Genomic DNA, 16,366 nt, shown 5'->3' with positions numbered 1-16,366 from the left:
CCGGCCGGCCCGGGGCCCCCTCGCGGGCCGGGGGGCCGGCCCGGGGGGCCGCCCCGGCCGGGGGGCCGCCCCCCGGCCGGGGCCCCCGGCCCCCGGGGGGGGGCGGGGGCGGCCGCCGCCCCCCGGGGGGGGCGGGCCCCCACCGCCGGGCCAAGAGAGAACACCGTTGACTTATAAGGTGCACGCATGGTCACTTCACGGCAAGTAGCACGCGAGCAGATGATGCGTGACATCGTGCGCGTGGGACGCGAGCACCTGGCCACGGTGCTTCCGGCCGACCTGTCCCTGCGGGCCGTGGCCCGGGACATCGGAGTCGTACCGTCAGCGCTCTACCGCTACGTCCAGGACCGTGAAGCGCTCATCACCCTGCTGATCGTCGACGCGTACAACGAACTCGCCGACGAGGTCGACGTGGCCCTCGCGGCGGCATCCTGCCTGTCGCACCGCGAGCGGCTGGCGGCGGCGGTACTCGCGGCGCGCGCCTGGGCCGTCCGTGAACCGTCCCGATTCGCCATGCTCTACGGCACTCCGGTCCCCGGCTACACAGCTCCCGGCAACCAGACGGTCGAGCCCGGCACGCGACTTGCCCTCGCTCTCGCCGGAGTGGTCGAAGACGCCTGGCGGGCGGGCAAGTTGAGAACGGTGGAGGCACCGCACGATCCGACCGTCCGCGCCGACATGGAGCGACTGCGAGGAATCTTCGGCTTCGAGATGCCGGTGGGCAATGTCTCCCGGGTCTACGGACTGTGGTCCGCGGTCATCGGCGCCATCCTGTTCGACACCTTCGGTCAGTACGCGGCGGACACCGTGACCGACCCCGAAGCCTTCCTCCGTACCCACACCGACGGCCTCGCGGACACGGTCGGCCTCTGAGAAGCAGGCTCTTGCACGGAGGCCATGGTCCCCGTTTCGTCGTTGCGTATCGGTGAGTACGTGAGGCGCCGCCGACCGAAGTCCGCCTCCGCGGCGGAGCCGGACGGCCGTGCTCGCACGAACGCCCGCCCTGGAGGCGGGCGTTCGGCGTGGTTCGGTTACGCGGCGGGTTCGTGCTCCGCCATCCGCTGTCCGAAGCCGGCGGCGATGTCGCGCAATTCGTTGGGTCAGCTGAGAGCGCGGGCCACGAGCCGTACGACTCCCACGACTCCCCTGAGGGCCCACTGGAACAGGCCGACCTCTGCGGCCAGTTCGGCAGCGTCGGTGGCTGTATCAAGCCTGTCAGCTCCGCTGCGGCACCGGGGACAGGAACGAGGCCACCGGCGCTTCTGCGCCCCGCACTTCTTGCATCTGGTCATGATCCTCATCATTCACTCTCACAAGCACCACCGGCGCCGGCCCTGAAGGACGGCCGCTCCGACGCCGAGCGGGGCCAAGTTGCCGCCCGTCGTGGCGGTCCCGTCACTTGCCGGTACGGCCACTCTCTGGAGGAGTCGCTTGTAGGTCACTGAGCCATCGTCACTGCTACGGCGGGTCCGGAAACAGTCCCCGGAAGTCGCTGTCCGCAGCGACCAACGGTGATGGTGCGGGCGCCCCGGCGGCGCCCGTGTGTCGTCCGCGGACCCACGACGGCTTCCGCTCCCAGCCTTTGGCGGCTGCCTGTTACGGAAGTTCGGGCCCGTCCCGTGGTGGCGCGAGGGGGTGGGTGCGGGGTGGCCCCGGGTGGCGGAACTCTGCGGATCGCGGACGCCGGGCGGGTCGGTGCGTGGCGCATCGACCGTATAGCGGCATGGCCATTTCAATCCTTGTCCCCCACAAGCGACTGTTACTGATATGTCCGTGTTTTGTAACGTGAATTATTTCCTCTAGTTGTGGAGTTCGTGTGTGCAGGAGTGTGTGGGTCCTCGGCCGGTTGGGCCGGGACCTGTCGCACAGCGGCGTGAACGCGCCGGATGTGCATGTCCTTCAGGGGGCTTCATGTCTTCTTCTCGCAGTCTCATCACCGGCGTCCTGGTCGCCGGCGCGCTGGTGAGCGCCGCGGCGCTGCCGGCCCAGGCCGAGGACCGCAGGGCTCCGGTCCGCTCCGCGGTGGTCCTGGGCAAGATCCAGTACGACAGCCCCGGCCGCGACAACGGCAGCAACCGCAGCCTCAACGCGGAGTGGGTCGACGTCACCAACACCGGTCGTCAGGCCGTGAATCTGCGGGGCTGGACCCTGTCCGACAGCGACGGCAACCGCTACACCTTCGACCTGCGACTCGCGGGCCGCTCCACCGTCCGGGTCCACACCGGCACCGGCCGCGACACCCGCAGTGACGTCTACCAGGACAGCCGCTACTACATCTGGTCCAACACCCGCGACAAGGCCACCCTGCGCAACGACCGCGACCGCGTCATCGACACCGAGTCCTGGCGCCACCGCCGCTGACCCGTCACCGGTGGCCGCAGCCCCGCTCCAGAGGGACTGCGGCCACCGGCCCGTAACACCGTCGGCGAATAGCCAAGGGCCCGGCCCGCCCCAGGCGGATTGCGACCGCCTGCTGATGGCTGCGGCCGGCGCCGGTGACCGGTGATACCCGCCCCGTGAGATCCGTCGTGCCGGGTGCTCTCTCGGTCTTTCAGGCGCCGGCGCCGCCGTCGACCGGGAGGATCGCGCCGGTCACCATCGAGGCGCGGTCGCTGAGCAGCCAGGCGGCGGCCTCGGCGACCTCGTGGGGCTCGGCCATGCGGCCGAGCGGGGTGGCCGCGTTGTTGGCCGCGATGATTCCGGGGGTCGCCGCCTCCCACTCGTCGATCATCTCCGTGGCGGTGCCGCCGGGGGTGAGGCCGTTGACCCGGATGCCCTGGGGGGCCCAGGTCACGGCGGCGGTCTCGGTGATGCTGTTGAGTGCGCGCTTCATGGCGGCGTAGGCGGGAAGGGCGGGGTTCGCGCGGCGGCTGCCGATGCTCGAGGTGTTGACGATCGCCCCGCCACCGCCCCGTCGCATGAGCGCGGCCTCAGCGTTCATGGCGGTCCAGTGTGCGCGGAAGTTGACGGCGAACTGCTCGTCTATGTCCTCCTCGCTCGTGGTGTCGAGCGGGCCGGGCTGCTGGATCGTCGCGCCGTTGTTGAAGGCGCCGTCGAGCCGGCCGTGAAGCTCCTCGGCACGGTCGACCGCCGAGCGGATGCTCGCGCGGTCGGCGAGGTCCAGGGTGACGGCATCGGCGACCCCGCCGTTGGCACGGATCTCGGTGACGATGCCCTCAAGGGCGTTGGTGTTGCGGGCGGCGAGCACGACGGCGGCGCCTTCGCGTGCGAAGAGCCGGGCCGCGGCCGCGCCGATGCCACGGCTGGCGCCGGTGATGAACACGACCTTGCCGGTGAGCAGGCCGATCGGGTCGGTGTCGATGTTGTTCGTCATGCCAACAGCGTGCGCGGCTCCAGGAACCGGATACAGGCACAGGCAGTACCAGGATCCGTCACCGCGCGACGTGCACACTTGGGGTGTGGACAAGCAAGAGCTGGGGGCGTTCCTCCGTACCCGTCGCGAGCGGCTCCGGCCGGAGGACGTCGGCCTCCCCTCGGGCTCGCGACGCCGGACACCGGGTCTGCGCCGTGAGGAGGTGGCGGTCCTCGCGCACATCTCCACGGAGTACTACGTCCGGCTCGAGCAAGGCCGGGCCCCACGGCCGTCGGGCGAGGTGCTCGCCGGGATCGCAGGCGCGCTGCGGCTCACGGATGCCGAGTCCGATCACCTCCACGTCCTCGCGGGCACCGCGCCGAGCCGTACCCGACTGCATCGGCGCGACGTCCGCCCGAGCATCCTCGCGCTCCTCGATCGGCTGCCGCAGACGGCCGCTTTCGTGATGTCCACCGCGTTCGAGGTGCTCGCGTGGAACGACCTCGCGGCCGCGCTCATGGAGGACTTCGCCGACCTCGCCCCGGAGGACCGAAATCTCGCGCGCCGGGCATTCCTCGGGCCGGCGCGCGCCGATACGAGGCTGTACGGGGTCTCCGACGCCGCGGAATTCCGGCACCACGTCGTGATGGAGCTCCGGTCCACCCTCGCCCGGTACCCGTCCGACCCCGCGGTGTCCGGACTCGTCGACGAACTCCGCGAGGGCAGCGCCGAGTTCGACCGACTCTGGGAGCGGCACGATGTGCAGGCCGCGCTGATGCTCACGAAGACTTTCCGTCACCCGGTCGTCGGGGAGATCACCGTCGACTGCGACTCACTCACGCTCACGGACCGCGACCAGCACCTCGTGCTCTACAGCGCGCCGCCGGGGTCCCATGCGGCCGAGGCGCTGGCTCTGCTGAATGTACTTGGAACAGAGGCCAGTGATTATCCGCGGTAGCGTCGCAGCCGGCCACGGCGAACACCCTCGTCCGCAGGGGTGACTTACTGATTTTCCAGGACGGTGGCGGTCAATCTCCGACCAAGCTCGCCGCCGTCGTACCGCCATTCATCGATCGCCCATGGACCGGCGGGCGGGTGCACCTACGCACGGGTCGCGGCCCGACCAGTCGCAGGATTTTGAATTAGCGATGCGTGTCGAGGAAATTGAGAGCGGCGGCTTTCTCTCTCGCCCGCAGGGCCCGTCTCGCGTCGGATTGACGCTTCTCTTCAAGTCGTCGGACATCGTCTTCCAGGCTCATGGGTAAACGCTACAGGGCAGGGGCGAGCTCTTTGGGGCCAATTGCAATAACTGGCTTGGGGCGAGGCTTCATTCGGGCGCGCTGCCCTGCACCAGGCGCGTCCGCGGCTGGTGCACCGTGCGATAGCTGGTCGTCTCTGCCGACTATCCTCTCCGCAGAGGCCAATTGGGTGCCGGGTGGCGGGGGAGCGATGCCGTGGCGGAGGACCCGCTGATCGGGGCGGTGCGTGCTGGGCACGCGCATATTGTGAGGGACATTCTGCGGGCGGGGGGCGCCCCGGAGACCACGGATGCTCACGGCGTTCCTGCGCTGTGCCTCGCTGTCGGCGCGTTCGACGGATACGTCGCGGAAGTCCTGCTGGAAGCGGGTGCCGATCCGCTCCGGCCGCTGCCTGACGGGAGCACACCGATACTGCGGACCGTCACCTCCGGCAATGCCGGCCTCACCGCCGGCATGCTCAGACATACCGCGAACCGGCTTGCGGAGGAGGACCAGACGGACCTCGTGGCCTGTGCGCGACGCTGGTACGAGACCGGCGCCGAAGCCGGGCTCCGTCAGGCGACCGGCGCCCCTGGTCCGGCCGAAAGCCGCAGGATCACGGACCGGTACGGCTACAACGAGTACCACGTGATCACGCTCGGCGGGGCGAGTGTGTACGACGGTCATGGCGCCGTTCTCACCTGCCTGGAGGCGAGGTTCGGGGTGCACCGGTCGTTCGACGACCTGCTCGCCCGGGCAGTCGCCCGCGGCGACGGGAGTCACGCCGACTGGTCGGAGGCGACGGCCGTGCTCGCCGGCCGGCTGGACGAGGAGACCTGGGAGGCGGCCCTGGCGCTGCGCTCCGACCTCGATCCCCTGCGCCGACTGTTTGCCGCGGACCTCGTGCGGCTTTTCTCCATCGCCAGCGGTCCGGTCATCCCTGATGAGTGCCCGTTCGAGCGGCGGGCGTTGGACGTCCTCCTCCCGTGGGCCGTCGAGGAGACGGACCCGGCGGTGCTCGCGTCGGTGCTGTGCGGATTGAGCGGCCTCGACGACCCGAGGATTGAGGGGGTGGGGCCGGCCTACCGAGCGCACCCCGACCCCCGGGTGCGCGTCCAGGTGCCGTCGACACTGCGGAGGACGCGATACGCCTACACACACCCCGAAGCATTGGACGTGCTCGCCGCACTGGCCCGCGACCCTGACGCCGGGGTCCGCCGGACCGTGTGCGAGGAGCTCCACGAATTCGAGGGCCGTGGCACTGCCGTCGCCGACATCCTGGCCGGATTCCTCGACGAGGACGACCAGTTGGTCCGTATCAAGGCCGTCAGCGGCCTCGCCGACGCCGACGACCCCCGTTGCGTGGAGGGGGCCCGCCTGATCGGCCCGGTCGATCCGGCGGAGTGGCCGGACACTTGGCTGCTCGACGCGGTGTCGCGCTATGAGCGGCGTCGCGACGGCTGAACCGGGCCGCAGCGTGATGAGCGGGCAGCTTGGTGGCACTCCCCGGCCCGCCGGCCGCGCTCCGCGTGGACCTGCGCGGCGCGCGCCATCCGGCCAGGAGCCGCCCGGGAACAGTGGACGCTCACGCTGCTGTGAGATGCCTGGTGATCAGTGACCGCAGTCGTTCGGAGTCCTGCGGAGCGCCCAGACCACGTTTGGGGAGGATCAACACTCCGGTTCCCCACACGTCCGGGGTGATCAGTACGAATACCCGCGGGCCCTCGACGCTGCGCCCGTAGAACCCCCAGTCGGTCCGGTTCGTATGCCGCTCGGAAACGGTACTGATCCCGTCCTCGTCGACCGTCACGCGATGTTCGCCCAGATGCCGGGCGTAGGCGAGCAGGGCCAGAGCCATCAGCCAGCGGACGGCCAAGAGGAGGAGGCAGGCGATCAGGAAGAACCGCCACAGGCCCAGGAAAGCGGCGTCGGGGCCGCTGGTCAGCAGGCGGGCCGCGGTCACCAGGGCGAGCAACGCGCCCAGTCCCCACAGGACGCGGTAGCACCACCGTCCGGCCGGGCTGTGCCGCATCTGAATCTTCAGTCCGTCAGATATCTCCCGCCATGTCACTACGTATCTCAGCTGCACCGAAACATCACCGGTCATGCGCCCTCCCTGGATTCGATGAGCAGGGACTGTACCGGTAGGTGATCAACGCCGGTGAGCGCATAGGGGATTGTAGGGGTCGGAACAGGCGCTTCCGAACGGTTCGCCGCCGAGGCCTCCGCCGTGGCCGGGCACTTGGGGGAGAAGGCCAACGCCAGGCCCTGTCCGACCGACGGACAGGACCTGGCGGGTGACGCGAGGGCTCAGCCCTGGGCGTCCGTCTTTTCGGCCGGCTCCGGCTTCGCCGCCTCGGCCTCCGCTACCTCCCGCTCGGCGGCCTTCTTCGATGCCATCAGGCTGGTGATCGTCGTGATGATCAGCACGCCGCAGATGACGCTCAGCGAGACCGGGAGCGAGATCTCCGGCACGTGCAGGCTCGTCGTCTCGTGGATACCGTGCAGGACCAGCTTGACGCCGATGAAGGCCAGGATGACCGACAGGCCGTAACTGAGGTGGACCAGCTTCTTCAGCAGGCCGACGATCAGGAAGTACAGCTGCCGCAGACCCATCAGCGCGAAGGCGTTGGCGGTGAAGACGATGTACGGGTCCTGGGTCAGTCCGAAGATCGCGGGGATCGAGTCCACCGCGAACAGCACGTCCGTGACGCCGATCGCCAGCATGACGATCAGCATCGGGGTGGCCAGCCGCTTGCCGTTCTCGCGGATGACCATCTTCGTGCCGTGCCACTTGTCGGTGGAGGGAAGGCGCCGTTCGATGGCTTTCATCAGGCGCCCCTCCTCCCAGTCCTCGTCCTCCTGGCCGGCCCGCGCCTCCTGGATGAGCTTCCAGGCGGTCCAGATGAGGAAGGCGCCGAAGATGAAGAAGACCCAGGCGAAGGAGTTGATCGCGGCGGCGCCCGCGGCGATGAAGACGGCGCGCAGCACCAGAGCGATCAGCACACCGATCATCAGCACGCGCTGCTGGTAGATCGAAGGGACCGCGAACTTCGCCATGATCAGCACGAAGACGAAGAGATTGTCGATGCTGAGCGACTTCTCCGTGACGTAGCCCGCGAAGAACTCACCGGACGCCTGTCCGTCGCCCCAGATCAACAGGCCGACGCCGAACAGTACGGCGAGAACGACCCAGACGATCGTCCAGATGCCCGCTTCCTTGATCGATACTTCATGCGGCTTCCGGCCGCCTATGAAGAAGTCGGCCGTGATGAGTGCGCACAGACCGACAATCGTGAGCACCCACATGGTCGTTGAGACGTCCAACCCCGGTCCCTCCCTATGGTCTGGAGCGCCAACGGTACAAGGATGACCAAGGAATGGTAAAGAGAAGGTCTAAAGTACCTGGTCGTGGCGATCCGTGCGGACAGGGCGAGTTCGCGACGTGCTGGACAAGGACCTCGGAGTCCCCGGCTACGAGTGGCCGAGAGCACCGGAGTTCACGCCGAAATCCACGCCGGAGTCCATCCCGGAGTTCACGGTTTCGGCGTCCTGCGGCTCAACGACGGTCTGGGCACCAGACGCAGAAGACCGTGCAGGACGGCGTCGATCGCGTCGTGGCCGGGCTCGTCGGCGACTTCGGTCAGCAGCCGGGCGAGCGATCGGACCAGGACGGGGGAGGCCATGACACGGCGGTGGAGGACGGGCCGGTAGCCGTACCGTCCGAGGACGCGGTCGGCGGCCTGGTTGCCCAGCCGGTAGTAGCGCCCCCAGAGGCGGTTGATCTCTTTCGGGTACTGCCGCAACGCCTCCTCCCGCCCCGGCCCGCTCGGGCGCAGCAGGGCGAGGACGACAGCTTCGGCGGCGGCTTCGCCGGCTTCCATGGCCTGTGCGACACCCTCGCCGCTCCAGGGGCTGATCATGCCCGCGCTGTCGCCGACCAGCAGCAGGCCGCGGCTGTACTGCGGCCGCCGGTTGAAGCCCATCGGCAGTGCCGCGCTCCGCAAGGGCGAATCGGCGTTCTCCTCACTCAGCCCCCACTCCTCGGGCAGGCGCGCCAGCCACTGATCCATGGTGGCCCGCAGATCGACCGCCCCGTGTCGACGGTGGGGCAGTGACCCCAGGCCGACGTTGACCCGGCCGTCGCCCAGAGGGAAGATCCATCCGTATCCGGGCAGGTCACGGCCCGTTCGGGAGCAGCGCAGATCGGCCCAGAGCTCAAGGTAGGGGTCATGGGTGCGGGAGGCGCTGCGGTAGTAGCGGCGGGCGGCGGTGGCGATCGGGCGGGTCGGGTCGCGCTCCAGGCCCATGGCGAGAGCCGTTCTGGCCGAGGCGCCGTCGGCGGCGATGACCACCGGCGCGCGGTACGTCCTCGGCTGTTTGTCCGGGCCCGCGACGGCCGTCACGCCGATGATCCGCCCGGCGCGGTCCGTCAGAGGTCCGGTGGCTTTCACTTCCGCGCGCAGCCGCGCACCGGCCTCGCAGGCATGGCGGACCAGAATGTCGTCGAAGTCGTAACGGCTGCGCGTGAGTCCGAAGTCGGGATGACCGCCGAGGCGGGGCCAGTCGATGTGCACCTGCCGTCCCTCGCACATCCAGCGCATTCCCCGGGTGCGCGTCCAGCCCGGGGCGTCGATGTCGACGCCCATGCGTACGAGCTGCCGTACGCCGCGCGGTGTGAGGCCGTCGCCGCAGACCTTCTCCCGGGGGAACGTGCCCTTCTCCAGCAGCAGGACGTCCACGCCCGCGCGCGCCAGATACATGGCGGCGGTCGCACCCGCGGGCCCCGCGCCCACCACGATCACTCGTGCCTCTTCGTCGCCGGTGACCGCGTCCGGCCGCTGCGGGTCTGTACTCGGCACGTACGCCTCCTGGAATCGTCGGCTGACCGTGTCCGCACCGTGTTGCGCGAGCTTCCGCGGCTTCGTCGCGGGTACTGCTGGTCACGTCCAATGGGACGGAGTTACCCAATCGGAAGCCGATGCAGTCCGTTCGGCCACGGCGCGCGACGACGAAAGCGCCAGCCGTCGGCGCTCCTGCTCCGGTAGTTGCCCGTAGGAGCGCCCGACGACAACGTCGGAGTCAGCCGGCGTTCTGGGCCCGGCGGCGGCGTACGACGAGGACGATGCCCGTACCCGCGACCACCGCCGCGGCTGCCGCGCCCGCGATCGGCAGCGTCGAGGAGGAGCCGGTGCTGGCCAGGTCGCCGCCGGCCGTGGCCGACTCGTTGCCGCCGGTCGAGGAGGAACCGGAACCACCGGTCGTCGACGAGCCGCCGTCAGACCCGGCGCTGCCGCCGGTCGAGCCGGAGCCACCGGAGCCGCCGGCCGAGCCGCCGCCGGTGGCGCCACTCGACCCGGACGTCCCGCCGCCCGTCACGTCGAGCGTGATGGTGGCCTTGTCGTTCGTCTTGTCGGGGTCGAAGGGCCGCGCCTCGTCGCTCAGCGCCACCGAACCCTTCGCGCCCGCCACCTGCTTGTCGATCTTCAGCTTGAAGGTGTAGGTCTCGCCCCCGCCCTCGTTGACCCACCGCTGGCTGGTTCCGCAGTCGTACGCCTTCCCCTTGGGCTCGCAGAACCCGTGCGGCTTGACGACCGACGTTCCGGCCGGGGGCGTGATGAGGACGCCGACGAGCGGGTCCCCCTCCTTCGTCAGCACCCAAGCGGGACCGGCGTTGGTGAACTTCACCTTCAGCGTGACCGTTTCACCGACGCGACCCGCCAACTCGTCGCCCGTCACCCGGTAGTCGGCCTTGTTGACGGAGGTGACCGTCACGTCGACGGCGCTCTCGGTGCCCTCGTCCCCGTCCTGGCGCTCCACCAGCTTCACCGCGGGCGCGGTTCCGGCGACCGGCGGCGTGGCGTTCTCGTCCAGCTCCGGGTCGCTGTCGCCGACGCTCACGCGCAGGTCGTCGTGGAGCGCGCGGTCCAGCGCCTTGATCGCGAGGGGCTTCTCGGGCGCGTAGACGGCGCCCGGCTCCACCGTCTGGTCGAACTCACACACGACGTTCGACTTCTCGGTCATCTCGTCGTAGGACGGGACCTGGTGGGCCTCGCAGTTGGACGGGATCGCCGCGTAGTCGAGTCCCCGGGTGACCGAGTAGTGGACCCAGACCTTGTCCGCGGCCTCGGTGCCCTTGTTCGCCACCGTAACCGGCTGATCGAAGGTGCTGCCCGGCTTCACGCCGTCGACCGGTGCGACGTCGCCCACGACCAGAGCGGGCCCGGTCTCATCGGCGAACGCGGCGGGGATCGTGCCCAGCGCGATCAGACCGGCGCCGCTCAGCGCGGCGACAGCGGTGACCGCCGCACGGGAGTTGCGGGAAGTACGACGGGTGCGTGGGGGAGTCGGCATGGAACAACCTCTGCGGGACGGGGTGAACGGACGATGTCCTGTGGTGGAAAATCCTTCGTAGGCGAAGACAGCTTTCTCCGGGGAACGGTTGCCTTCGGCCGGGTCCTACGGCCTGAAATCGGCTGCCGGCATCGAACGTCTCTCCCCCGGCGGCGAACCCGCGCCCCGCCTCTCAGCTCCGGTCCGCCTCGTCCCGCGGGTGGGGGAGCAGGGGGAACAACCGGCTGATGAGGGCCACCGGCAGAGCGCCGTCGGGCCGGGCCAGCGGGCGTTGTTCGCGGTCCTGGTAGGGCGCGAGCGCCCGCCGGACCACCTCCGCGACCCGGCTCATCTCTTCCGGTGTCAGATAGGCCACCGCGCTGAAGGCTTCGTCGTGGCGCCATTCGGACGGCGCCTCGTCCCGCTGAGTCAGCCACCGCTGCCAGCTCTCGTCCTCGAGTCCCCGGGCCAGGTCGCCGAACCGCTCCTCCGCCGGCTCCCCGACAGCGGGGTTGTGCCGCGTCAGACGCCAGGGGCGTGCGCGGCCCCCGTTGTGCGGGGCCTCTTCGACGTATCCGTGACGCGCCAGCTGCCGCAGGTGGAACGAGCAGAGTCCGGAGCTGTGGCCGAGGCGCGAGGCGGCTTCGGTCGCCGTGACGGTGCCCACTTCGGCGAGCAGGTCCAACAGTGCGGTGCGGACCTCGTGTTCGCGAAGCCCCCCGTCGGGGCCGCCGGACCGGTGAGCGCTGTCCGTGCGGTCGGGCGGAGTGTTGACGTCGTCTTCAGTCACTTTGCAAAGTCTGCTACTTTGCAAAGGACTTGGCAAGTGGCCCTTGCCGAAGAGGTCGGGTATCAGGTGGGGGAGGCAGCTGTGTCTGTTCGTCGTGGGTCGGTGCGTCGTATCACGGTGGTGGGCGAGGGGATCCTGAGCCGGCCGTGCCGGGAGGTGACCGAGTTCGGTACCGCCGAGCTGTCGACGCTGATCGACGACATGTTCGTGACGATGTACGTGGCCGAGGGTGCCGGGCTGGCGGCCAATCAGGTCGGTGTGGACTTACGGCTGTTCGTGTACGACTGCCCGGACGACGACGGGGTCCGGCATGTCGGCCACATCGTCAACCCCGTTCTGGACCAGCCCGATCCGGGCAGCCGGCGGCTCGTCGACGACGTCGAGGGCTGCCTGTCGGTGCCCGGTGCCGTTATGACGGTTCCCCGCACCGATCGTGCCGTCGTCCGCGGATTCGACCAGGACGGCAACCCGCTCGTCGTCGAGGGGATGGGCTACTTCGCCAGGTGCCTCCAGCACGAGAGCGACCACCTCGCCGGCCACACGTATCTGGACCGGCTCTCCAAGCGGGACCGCAAGGACGCGTTGCGGCAGATGGAAGACCGGCGCGAGGAGGTCTTCGCCCAACGCGCGCTCAGGGCGGCCGACTTGAGCTGATGGGGGGGACGGGCTCCGCCGATCCGGCACCCCGTGCCGACCCGTCACGCGCTTCACGCCCTCGCACGCCCACGGACGCCCACGCACGCGTATTCACGCGCATTCGCGTGAACCGTGACCACCCGAGAGTGTCGTGGTTCGCACGCTTCCTCCCGCCGCTCCATGGTGAGCCTGCCCGATACGGGCGACCCATGTGATGGCGGCAGGAAGGGAATGACTGTGCAGATCAGCGGACAACGAGCCGGCGGACAAACCAACGGACAGGCAGGCGGAGAAGCCGACGGACAAGCAAGCGGACAAGTCAGCCGACGAGTCGCACTGCGCGCGGGCGCGGCCTCGGCGGCCGGGGCCGTACTGGCCTCGGCGGCCGGGGCCGTACTGGCCGGGGCGTACGGGAGCCGTCCTGCGACGGCCGCCACCGCCCCGCGCCCCGACCCCGCCGCCTGGCGGGAGCTGCGCCGTACGGTGAGCGCGGCCGCCAAGCTCTACCGACCGGGCGACGAGGACTACTCGACCCAGGCGACCGCCAACAACCAGCGCTACGCCTCCATCCGTCCCGCCGGAGTCCTCAGCTGCGCCTCGGAGAAGGACGTGGCTGCCGCGGTCCGCTGGTGCGTGAAGAACCAAGTGCCCTTCGTGCCCCGCTCCGGCGGCCACAACTACGCGGGATTCTCGACCACCAGCGGTCTGGTGATCGGTCTGCGGGCGATCCGGAAGGTCGAGCCGAAGGGAAGCCGGCTGCACCTCGGCGGGGGCGCCACCAACTCCGACGTGTACGCGGCCCGTAAGTCGGGTCTGTACTTCCCCGGCGGGCGCTGCCCCGGCGTCGGCGTGGCGGGCCTGACGCTCGGCGGCGGCCTCGGCTTCAACGACCGCAAGTGGGGCCTGACTTGCGACCGGCTCGCCGAGACCCGGGTCGTCCTGTCCGACGGGACCGTGGTGCGTGCCGCGGACAACGAGAACGCCGACCTCTTCTGGGCGTGCCGAGGCGGGGCGGGCGGCAACTTCGGGATCAACACCGCGTTGGTCTTCGACGCCGTACCGGTGAACCGACTGCGCGCCACCGTCTTCGACATCACCTTCGACCTGCGAGCGGGCGTCGAGGTGATGGAGGAGGCGCAGCACCTGCTCGACACGGACCGCGGCAATGACCTCGATCTGCGCATCACCTTCAACCACGCGGGCGACGGCCGGACTTCCCTGTCGATGCTCGGTCACCGGCTCGGCTCCGAGGAGAAGCTGCGCGGCATCTTCGGGCGGCTGCTGAAGCTGCGACCGGCCAAGGCGTTCATCGAGGAGCGCGACTTCTGGTCCGCGCAGGACTACATCAAGGCGACCGCCTCGCCGGAGTCCCATGCCACCAAGTCCCTCGTCCCCGACCGGTGGCTGACCCCGGAGACGGTGCGCGCCATCATCGAATGGACCCGTGGCTGGCGCCCCGGCAAGGCCCGGGCCGGCGGGTACGTGACGCTCTTCGCCATGGGCGGCGCCAGCGGCGCTCCCCGCTCGGACGAGACCTCCTACCCCCACCGCGGAGCCACGTTCGTGATCGACATCGGCACCCAGTGGAAGCCGAAGACCGCCCGTACCGATGTGGACGCGCTGCTTGAGCAGACCCGTGCGATGTACCGCACGCTCAGCCGCCGACTGCGTACCGACGCGGCCTACGTCAACTTCCCCGACCCGGATCTCCGGGACTGGCAGCACGCCTACTACGGCGCCAACTACGAGCGTCTGGTGGAGATCAAGCGCCGGTACGACCCCGCGGGCCTGTTCCGCTACGCGCAGGCCGTCGGCGCCTCCGAGCGCCGCTGACCGCGCGGAGTCGGAAAAACGCGCGGAGCGCTCCACCGCACAACACCGGAGACGGAAGGCCGTACCTGATGTCCGGACCGACCCCGCCCGACGACGCGGGCACCGCGAACCCCTGGCAGCGGCTCGACGATCTGTACGCAGACCGGCCGCCGTGGGAGATCGGGCGCCCGCAGCGGGTGTTCCTCGATCTCGCGCGCTCCGGCGCCGTCCGGGGGCGGGTCCTGGACGTCGGCTGCGGGACCGGGGAGCACGTACTCATGTGCGCCGCCCTCGGTCTCGACGCCACCGGCGTGGACCTGGCGGCCAGCGCGCTGCGGGCCGCCGAGGACAAGGCACGCCGACGTGGCCTGTCCGCGCGGTTCCTCCACCACGACGCGCGCGGCGTGGCCGATCTGGGGGAGCGGTTCGACACGGTGCTCGACAGCGGCCTGTTCCACATGCTCGACCCTGAGGACCGCACCGCCTTCGCGAGCGGCCTGCGGGCGGTGCTGCGCCCCGGAGGCCGCTACTTCATGCTCTGCTTCAGCGACCGGGAGCCTTTGACACCCGGCGCCAGAGGTCCGCACCGGCTCACGCGGGACGACATCACCGCCGCGTTCGCCGGCGCGCTGCGGATCGACTCGATCGAGCCGGCCACGATCGAGATCATCTCGGACCCGGCGGGCATCCGCGCCTGGTCCGTCGCCATGACGGCGGACGCCGTGCCGACGGGGACTCTGGCCGGGGCCCGCGTGGCGACCCGGCTTCCGGCCCAGGACCTCGACCGGGCGCGGCGTTTCTACTCCGAGCGACTCGGTCTGGAGCCCGTGGACGAGCGCCCCGGTGGGCTGCTGTACCGGTGCGCGGGCGCGGAGTTCGTGCTGTTCCGGTCCATGGGGGCCTCGCCCGGCACGTTCACGCAGATGGCGCTGACGGTCGACGACATCGAGAGCGTCGTGTCGGAGCTGAAGCGGCGCGGCGTGGTGTTCGAAGAGGTCGACGCACCCGGGTTTCGGACGAAGGACGGGATCGCCGAGATCGAGGGCAACTACCCGAGCAAGGGCGCACGGGGCGAACGCGGCGCCTGGTTCCGTGACAGCGAGGGGAACATGCTGGGCATCGGCGAACCGGTCGCCTGAGGCGCACGGAGAAACGGCGACGGCCGGGCCACCCGCGACCGCAGATCTCGCGCGTCCACCGGTTACCTTCACCCTTCCGGGTTCGTCAGCACTCATGACGGAACTCGCTTGAGGAAGGTAACAACATGAGCGGACCAGCCCCGGACGAAGCCCTGGCGGGAGCCTTCGAGGAGCAGCGCGGGCGCCTCGTGGCGGTGGCCTACCGGATGCTCGGATCGCGGGCCGACGCCGAGGACGCGGTGCAGGAGGCCTGGCTGAGGCTGGCGCGCCAGGACGCGGCCTCGATCGACAACCTCGCCGGCTGGCTGACCACCGTGGTGGGCCGGGTCTGCATCGACGTGCTGCGCTCGCGCAAGGCCCGGCCCGAGGCGTCGTACGACGACCGGCTGCCCGAACTGGTGGTGACCGAGGACTTCGGCGGAGCGCCCGAGGACGACGCGCTGCTCGCCGAATCGGTAGGGCTGGCCCTGCTGGTGGTGCTCGGTACCCTCCGCCCCACCGAGCGGCTGGCGTTCGTGCTGCACGACATGTTCGCGGTGCCGTTCGAGGAGATCGGCCAGATCATCGGCAGGTCCACGGACGCCACGAAGATGCTCGCCAGCCGGGCCCGCAGGAAGGTACAGGACACACCGCGCCCGACCGAGGAACGCCACCAGCAGCGAGCGGTCATCGACGCGTTCCTCGCGGCGGCGCGCGGCGGAGACTTCGAAGGACTGCTGCGGCTGCTGGACCCGGACGTGACGTGGCGCTCCTACTCCGCGCGCGGAGTGGTCGTCAAGCTGGGCGCGGCCGAGGTGGTCGGCAGGGTCCAGGTCGGGGTTCGTGCCGCGGTGACCGCACGCCCCGTCCTCGTCAACGGTGAGTCCGGGATCGTGGCCTGGGGACCGAACGGCAAGCTGCTGGGCGTGATGGCGTGCACCGTGGCCGACGGCCGGATCGTCGAGATGCTCTCCGTGAGCGACCCGGCCCGCCTCGCGGCCATGGACCTCCCGGCACATCCCGGTCAGTGGCTGCCCCGGGGAGCGCCGGGCGGCCACGAGCGGCGCGATGTTACGTAGGGGACGGGCTCTTCGTCCAAGTGGGTGGAACCCACCGACGAAGGAAG

The 16,366-nt window shown here is 70.1% G+C and carries 14 protein-coding genes and 1 pseudogene; 9 read left to right on the top strand and 6 right to left on the bottom strand.

Annotation, left to right across the window (positions count from 1 at the left end; translation table 11 throughout):
- Window positions 1-186: 186 nt before the first annotated feature.
- Together ACFWHU_RS00650 and ACFWHU_RS00645 are read left to right on the top strand one after the other, a co-directional pair.
- Window positions 187-873: a TetR/AcrR family transcriptional regulator gene (locus ACFWHU_RS00650; protein ID WP_387222865.1), complete on the top strand. Its 687-nt coding sequence runs from the start codon at window positions 187-189 to the stop codon at window positions 871-873.
- Between the two features lie 1,038 nt (window positions 874-1,911).
- On the top strand, window positions 1,912-2,361 hold the full coding sequence (locus ACFWHU_RS00645) for a lamin tail domain-containing protein (protein ID WP_385793217.1): 450 nt from the start codon (window positions 1,912-1,914) through the stop codon (window positions 2,359-2,361).
- A 190-nt stretch (window positions 2,362-2,551) separates the two neighbouring features.
- Here the strand turns inward: ACFWHU_RS00645 and ACFWHU_RS00640 are convergent, their stop codons facing one another.
- Window positions 2,552-3,334: an SDR family NAD(P)-dependent oxidoreductase gene (locus ACFWHU_RS00640; protein ID WP_387222862.1), complete on the bottom strand. Its 783-nt coding sequence runs from the start codon at window positions 3,332-3,334 to the stop codon at window positions 2,552-2,554.
- Window positions 3,335-3,419: 85 nt separating this feature from the next.
- On the opposite strand from ACFWHU_RS00640, the gene ACFWHU_RS00635 reads away from it, so the two are divergent.
- Together ACFWHU_RS00635 and ACFWHU_RS00630 are read left to right on the top strand one after the other, a co-directional pair.
- Window positions 3,420-4,271 carry a helix-turn-helix transcriptional regulator gene (locus ACFWHU_RS00635; RefSeq protein WP_387222859.1) on the top strand — a complete coding sequence of 284 codons (852 nt, stop codon included), beginning with the start codon at window positions 3,420-3,422 and terminating at the stop codon, window positions 4,269-4,271.
- Between the two features lie 547 nt (window positions 4,272-4,818).
- Entirely contained in the window at window positions 4,819-6,015 is a 1,197-nt protein-coding gene (locus ACFWHU_RS00630) for a HEAT repeat domain-containing protein (RefSeq protein WP_387222857.1), read from the top strand.
- Between the two features lie 121 nt (window positions 6,016-6,136).
- On the opposite strand, the gene ACFWHU_RS00625 is transcribed toward ACFWHU_RS00630, so the two are convergent.
- The 5 genes from ACFWHU_RS00625 to ACFWHU_RS00605 all read right to left on the bottom strand — a co-directional run bounded on the left by ACFWHU_RS00625 (window position 6,137) and on the right by ACFWHU_RS00605 (window position 11,674).
- Window positions 6,137-6,658, bottom strand: coding sequence for a YcxB family protein (locus ACFWHU_RS00625; RefSeq protein WP_387222855.1), 522 nt, complete (start codon window positions 6,656-6,658; stop codon window positions 6,137-6,139).
- A gap of 203 nt (window positions 6,659-6,861) precedes the next feature.
- Complete coding sequence (locus ACFWHU_RS00620; protein WP_387222853.1) at window positions 6,862-7,878, bottom strand: TerC family protein; 1,017 nt, start codon at window positions 7,876-7,878, stop codon at window positions 6,862-6,864.
- Window positions 7,879-8,087: 209 nt separating this feature from the next.
- Complete coding sequence (locus tag ACFWHU_RS00615; protein ID WP_387222851.1) at window positions 8,088-9,413, bottom strand: geranylgeranyl reductase family protein; 1,326 nt, start codon at window positions 9,411-9,413, stop codon at window positions 8,088-8,090.
- A gap of 220 nt (window positions 9,414-9,633) precedes the next feature.
- Complete coding sequence (locus ACFWHU_RS00610) at window positions 9,634-10,905, bottom strand: LAETG motif-containing sortase-dependent surface protein (protein ID WP_387222849.1); 1,272 nt, start codon at window positions 10,903-10,905, stop codon at window positions 9,634-9,636.
- 172 nt (window positions 10,906-11,077) lie between these two features.
- The gene (locus ACFWHU_RS00605) at window positions 11,078-11,674 is read right to left on the bottom strand and encodes a winged helix-turn-helix domain-containing protein (RefSeq protein WP_387222846.1); all 597 of its coding nucleotides are present in this window, start codon (window positions 11,672-11,674) and stop codon (window positions 11,078-11,080) included.
- Between the two features lie 81 nt (window positions 11,675-11,755).
- Between ACFWHU_RS00605 and def the strand changes: the two genes are divergently transcribed.
- The 5 genes and pseudogenes from def (at window position 11,756) to ACFWHU_RS00580 (ending at window position 16,319) form a co-directional block, all read left to right on the top strand.
- Entirely contained in the window at window positions 11,756-12,328 is a 573-nt protein-coding gene (gene def, locus ACFWHU_RS00600; protein WP_385793235.1) for a peptide deformylase, read from the top strand.
- Between the two features lie 213 nt (window positions 12,329-12,541).
- Window positions 12,542-14,143, top strand: coding sequence for an FAD-binding oxidoreductase (locus ACFWHU_RS00595; protein ID WP_387222844.1), 1,602 nt, complete (start codon window positions 12,542-12,544; stop codon window positions 14,141-14,143).
- 68 nt (window positions 14,144-14,211) lie between these two features.
- A pseudogene (locus tag ACFWHU_RS00590) lies at window positions 14,212-14,781 on the top strand (class I SAM-dependent methyltransferase); the annotation flags it as partial.
- Between the two features lie 48 nt (window positions 14,782-14,829).
- Entirely contained in the window at window positions 14,830-15,261 is a 432-nt protein-coding gene (locus tag ACFWHU_RS00585) for a VOC family protein (RefSeq protein WP_387223919.1), read from the top strand.
- Between the two features lie 125 nt (window positions 15,262-15,386).
- Entirely contained in the window at window positions 15,387-16,319 is a 933-nt protein-coding gene (locus ACFWHU_RS00580; protein ID WP_387222842.1) for a sigma-70 family RNA polymerase sigma factor, read from the top strand.
- Window positions 16,320-16,366 lie beyond the last annotated feature (47 nt).

It is taken from the genome of Streptomyces sp. NPDC060366 (assembly GCF_042725135.1).
Taxonomy (GTDB): domain Bacteria; phylum Actinomycetota; class Actinomycetes; order Streptomycetales; family Streptomycetaceae; genus Streptomyces.
This window is presented reverse-complemented; position numbering and strand designations above follow the sequence as displayed.

Coding starts and splice junctions, on each gene's coding strand:
- ACFWHU_RS00650 (WP_387222865.1), top strand. CDS start 187: ATGGTCACTTCACGGCAAGTAGCACGCGAGCAGATGATGCGTGACATC.
- ACFWHU_RS00645 (WP_385793217.1), top strand. CDS start 1,912: ATGTCTTCTTCTCGCAGTCTCATCACCGGCGTCCTGGTCGCCGGCGCG.
- ACFWHU_RS00640 (WP_387222862.1), bottom strand. CDS start 3,334: ATGACGAACAACATCGACACCGACCCGATCGGCCTGCTCACCGGCAAG.
- ACFWHU_RS00625 (WP_387222855.1), bottom strand. CDS start 6,658: ATGACCGGTGATGTTTCGGTGCAGCTGAGATACGTAGTGACATGGCGG.
- ACFWHU_RS00610 (WP_387222849.1), bottom strand. CDS start 10,905: ATGCCGACTCCCCCACGCACCCGTCGTACTTCCCGCAACTCCCGTGCG.
- ACFWHU_RS00595 (WP_387222844.1), top strand. CDS start 12,542: ATGACTGTGCAGATCAGCGGACAACGAGCCGGCGGACAAACCAACGGA.
- ACFWHU_RS00585 (WP_387223919.1), top strand. CDS start 14,830: ATGACGGCGGACGCCGTGCCGACGGGGACTCTGGCCGGGGCCCGCGTG.
- ACFWHU_RS00580 (WP_387222842.1), top strand. CDS start 15,387: ATGAGCGGACCAGCCCCGGACGAAGCCCTGGCGGGAGCCTTCGAGGAG.